The sequence below is a fragment of the Mesorhizobium sp. M7A.F.Ca.CA.003.01.2.1 genome (assembly GCF_003998945.1).
GTDB classification, from domain to species: domain Bacteria; phylum Pseudomonadota; class Alphaproteobacteria; order Rhizobiales; family Rhizobiaceae; genus Mesorhizobium; species Mesorhizobium ciceri.
The window spans coordinates 1-3,453 of record NZ_RZRA01000621.1; the positions used below are offsets into that span (position 1 = coordinate 1).

Here is a 3,453-nt window from a genome sequence, read left to right on the forward strand (position 1 = left end):
TATCTACGTCGTGCCGGTCGGCGCGATGAAGGACTGGTCGGTCGATCCGTTCGGCGGCGAAATCACCAATGGCCGGCTCTATGGCCGCGGCGCCGTCGACATGAAGGGCGGCGTCGCCGCTTGCATCGCCGCCGCGCGCGCGATCCGCAAGGCGGGCATCACGCTGCAGGGCCGGCTCGCCATCCACTCGGTCGTCGACGAGGAAGCCGGCGGCTTCGGCGCCATGGACGCGGTGAAGAAGGGCAAGCTCGCCAAGGCGGTGCTGGTCGCCGAACCGACCTGGGGCGATGTCCTGCCGGTCGAAGGCGGGCTGGAATGGGCGCGGGTGACGATCCGTGGCCGCAACGCCCATTCGGCGCTGCGCTACAACGAGATCTATCCGCAGCGCCACGACAAGGACCGGCTGGAGCCGGGCGTCAATGCGATCGAGATCGCCGCCCGCTTCATTGCCGCCGTGCGCCAGTATGAGCTGGACCGGACGCGAGCAAAATCGCATCCGCTGCTGCCGCTCGGCATGAACACCATCAACATCGGCGTCATGCATGGCGGCACCGGCCTTGGCGAGCACGGCCTGCCGACCGTGATGACCAACCCGGCCATCATTCCCGATGTCGCGGTGCTCGATCTCGACATGAAATTCCTGCCCGACGAGAATTCGGCCGACTACCGCCGCGATTTCGAGGCGTTCGTCCACCATTTCGCGCAGACCGATGCGTGGCTGCGCGACAACCCGCCTGCGATCCAATGGGAGCTCGGCGGGCTGCATTTTCCGCCGATGAACACGCCGGTCGACCATCCGCTGGTGAGATCGCTGATGAAGCGCAAGGCCATGGTCGGCAAGGCGCCGCAGGCGCGTGGCTTCGTCGCCGTGTGCGATGCCGCGCACTATGCCGGCGCCGGCGTCGACGGTGTCATCTTCGGCCCGTCAGGCGACGGATTTCACGGTTCCGACGAGTATGTCGAAGTCGAATCGGTGGTCGAGACCGCCAAGGTGATCGCCGCTTCGGTCATCGACTGGTGCGGCATCCGCTGAGGCGGAGCCGCCAGTCCGAAACGGTCAGGCCGGGCGCTTCAGGCGTCCGGCGACGGCGCCCCATGAAGCCTTGATCATGCCGACCAGGCCGCTCGGGTAGGCCAGCATCACGCCGATGATCAGCACCGCCGTGATCATCGGCCGCCACGCGCCGAAATCGGCCATCCATTCGGCGAAGATCGTCAGCACGAAAGAGGCGATGATGGCGCCGTAAATAGTGCTGGTGCCGCCAAGCAGCACCATCGACAGGATGATGGTCGCAAGGCTCATGCCGAAGACGTCGATCGAGGCATTGCGCTGGTAGGCGGCGTAGAAGGCGCCGGCGATGCCGGTGAAGAAGGCGCTCGCGGCAAGCGTCAGCATGCGCTGGCGCACGATCGAGACGCCGCGGCTGATGGCGTATTCCTCATTGTCGCGCAAGGCGACGATGCTGGCCCCGGTGCGTGAGCGCACGAACACGCGCAGGAACAGGGTGCTCGCCACCAGCAGCGCCAGCGCGATGTAGAAATAGGCTGATTTGCCGTCACGGACCATGTTGTGGTCGAACACGTATAGCCCGGGAATGCGCACCAACCCTTGCGTGCCGCCGGTGATGGCGGACTGGCTGATGATTACTTGCATCACCAGCTGCGCGAAGCCGAAAGTGACCAGGATGATGTAGATGCCCTTCAGCCGCAGGATCGGGATGGTCACCAGGATCGCCGCCAGGGTGGCGATGACACCGCTGGCAAACAGCGCGATCCACGGGTCGAATTCGGCCAGCTTGGTGAGCAGGCTGTAGGCATAGACGCCGATGCCGAACAGCGCCAGATGGCCGAAATTGAAGACGCCGCCATAGCCGAGGCTGAGGTCCCAGTTCGAGGCGACGATCGCATAGATGAAGGCCATGATCAGAATGTGGCGGGCATAGGTGTCGCCGAAGATCAGCGGCAGCAGTGCCAGAAAGGCGAAGCCGAGCACGAAGCCGATGGCCTCCTGCTTCCACGGCGTGCGGCCGGGAGCGATCGGGGTTGCCGCCTCTGTGTGGCTAAGGGTGATCGGCGATGTCGTGTCGGTCATGCTAGGCCTCGGGAGCGGCTGGCAAAGATGCCCTCGGGGCGCACCATCAGGGTCAGGATCAGCACGCCGAACAGCAGCGCCGGCGTCCAGTACAGGCCGAAATAATAGCTGCAGGCGGCCTCGAAGAAGCCGATCAGATAGGCGGCGAAGATCGGTCCCGAGATGCTCGATATTCCGCCGAAGACGACGACGATCAGCGCCTTGAGCAGCGGGTCGCTGCCCATCACCGGCGACATGAAACGATAGCCGCCCATGAAGATGCCGGCGAGGCCTGCAAGCGACGCGGCAATGGCGAAGGCCAGCCCATAGAGCGCGGTGACGTTCAGCCCGACCAGATGGCTGGCATCTTCATTCTGCGCCACGGCGCGCAGCGCCAGCCCGAGCCGCGTGCGGTTGAGGAACATCCAAAGTGCGGCCAGGATCAGCGGCGTGATGACGATGATGGCGATCTGGTGCAGGGAGACGCCGACGCCGCCGATGGTGGTGTTGCCGGTGATCAGCGCCGGGATCTGCTTCGAGCGCGGTCCCCAGATGGTCAGCGCGCCGTTCTCGATCAGCGACCCGGCTGCCAGCGTGGTGATGACGACGACCAGCACGATGTTGGGTCGGCCGATCAGCGGCCGCACGACACTCGCCTGCAGGATCCAGCCGACGCCGGCCATGACGACGACGGCGATGGGAAAGGCGACCGCCGCCGGCAGGCCGAGTTCGACCAGCTGCCAGGCGATGTAGGCGCCCAGCATCATGAACACGCCATGGCTGAAATTGAACACGCCGATCGTCGTCCAGACCAGAGCCAGCCCGACCGCCATCATGGCGTAGAGCGAGCCCTGGAACAGGCCGCCGAACAGGATTTCCGCCAATGCGCTCATCTTCGGATTTTCCTAATGGCCAAAATACATCGACATGATCTCGCCGTGGTCGAGGCTTTCGCCCGGCTTGATCTCGGTCGCAACGGCGCCATGGTTGACGAGGTAGAGTTGCTGCGTCAGTTCCAGCAGGAATTCGATGTCCTGCTCGACGACGATGAGCGGTACGCCGCCGCGCGAAATGTCCATGACGGAGGCGCAGAGCTCGTCCTTGATCTTGGGCGCCAGCCCAAGCGTCGGCTCGTCGAGGATCAGCAGGCGCGGATGGCTCATCAGCGCCGTGCCGATCGACACCATCTGGCGCTCGCCGCCCGACAGCGTGCGCACGCGCTGGCGCCAGCGTTCCGCCAGTTTCGGGAACAGCTTGACCACCTTTTCGCGGTTTTCCGCCTCATGCGGCCGGGCCCGCGGCGAATAGGCGCCGAGCGCCATGCAGTCGGCGATCGAGAGATCGGGAAACAGCCGGTTGCCTTGCGGCACATGGATCAGGCC

4 protein-coding genes are annotated in these 3,453 nt (G+C 65.0%); 1 reads left to right on the forward strand and 3 read right to left on the reverse strand.

The window, feature by feature from the left end:
* The coding region (locus EN969_RS22405; protein ID WP_127419402.1) for a M20/M25/M40 family metallo-hydrolase at positions 1–1,033 on the forward strand (1,033 nt) is incomplete at its 5' end.
* Between the two features lie 24 nt (positions 1,034–1,057).
* Here EN969_RS22405 and EN969_RS22410 read toward each other — a convergent pair.
* From EN969_RS22410 to EN969_RS22420, 3 genes are all read right to left on the reverse strand, one after another.
* Positions 1,058–2,092 (reverse strand): branched-chain amino acid ABC transporter permease, encoded by a 1,035-nt coding sequence (locus tag EN969_RS22410; RefSeq protein WP_027162307.1) that lies wholly within the window; start codon positions 2,090–2,092, stop codon positions 1,058–1,060.
* Positions 2,089–2,964, reverse strand: coding sequence for a branched-chain amino acid ABC transporter permease (locus EN969_RS22415; RefSeq protein WP_063170049.1), 876 nt, complete (start codon positions 2,962–2,964; stop codon positions 2,089–2,091). Before EN969_RS22415 ends, EN969_RS22410 begins: the two co-directional genes overlap by 4 nt.
* Positions 2,965–2,976: 12 nt before the next feature.
* Positions 2,977–3,453, reverse strand: a 477-nt coding sequence (locus EN969_RS22420) for an ATP-binding cassette domain-containing protein (protein WP_127419403.1), incomplete at its 5' end; no start/stop codon positions are given.